General features: G+C 54.8%; 1 protein-coding gene. It reads left to right on the top strand.

Features of this window, described 5'->3' with window-relative positions:
• Positions 1-78: 78 nt before the first annotated feature.
• A partial coding sequence (locus A3754_RS04205) for an acyl-CoA dehydrogenase family protein (protein ID WP_231880472.1) occupies positions 79-642 on the top strand: 564 nt, incomplete at its 3' end.

Here is a 642-nt window from a genome sequence, read left to right as displayed (position 1 = left end):
CCAATAAACAAGTTGAACGTACGTATTGTAAGTTATAAAGTCTTGCCATTGTTCCTGAATCAACGTTGGAAGCCTGTAATGAGTGATGTGCATGTACCGGCGGCTGTATCGCCGATGATCCCCCGTACTCTCTTCAATGAAGACCATGAGGCGTTCCGCGCCACAGCAAGGCGTTTCTTCGAGACTGAAATCTCCCCTTACCACGAGAAGTGGGAGGAGCAGCAACATATTGATCGTGAACTGTGGAACAAGGCGGGGGAGCTGGGGCTGCTGTGTCCAACGATGCCTGAAGAGTACGGCGGCTGCGGCGTTGACCGTCTCTATTCGATGATACTGATGGAGGAGCAGGCGAGGGTGGGGGATTCGGCCAGCGGCTTTGCCCTGCACTCGGACATTGTTGCCAACTACATCAACAACTTTGGTTCCCATGAACAGAAAAGCCAGTGGCTGCCCAAAATGGCCACCGGTGAAGCGGTCACTGCCGTGGCCATGACCGGGCCGGGTACCGGTTCCGATCTTCAACGTATCAAGACCACGGCCACCCTTGAGGGCGATCACTACGTGGTAAATGGCTCGAAAATCTTTATCACCAACGGTTACCTCTGTGACATGGCGGTGGTGGCGGTGCGTACCGGGCCGGCT

The sequence above is a fragment of the Alcanivorax sp. HI0083 genome, from assembly GCF_001635175.1.
This window is presented reverse-complemented; position numbering and strand designations above follow the sequence as displayed.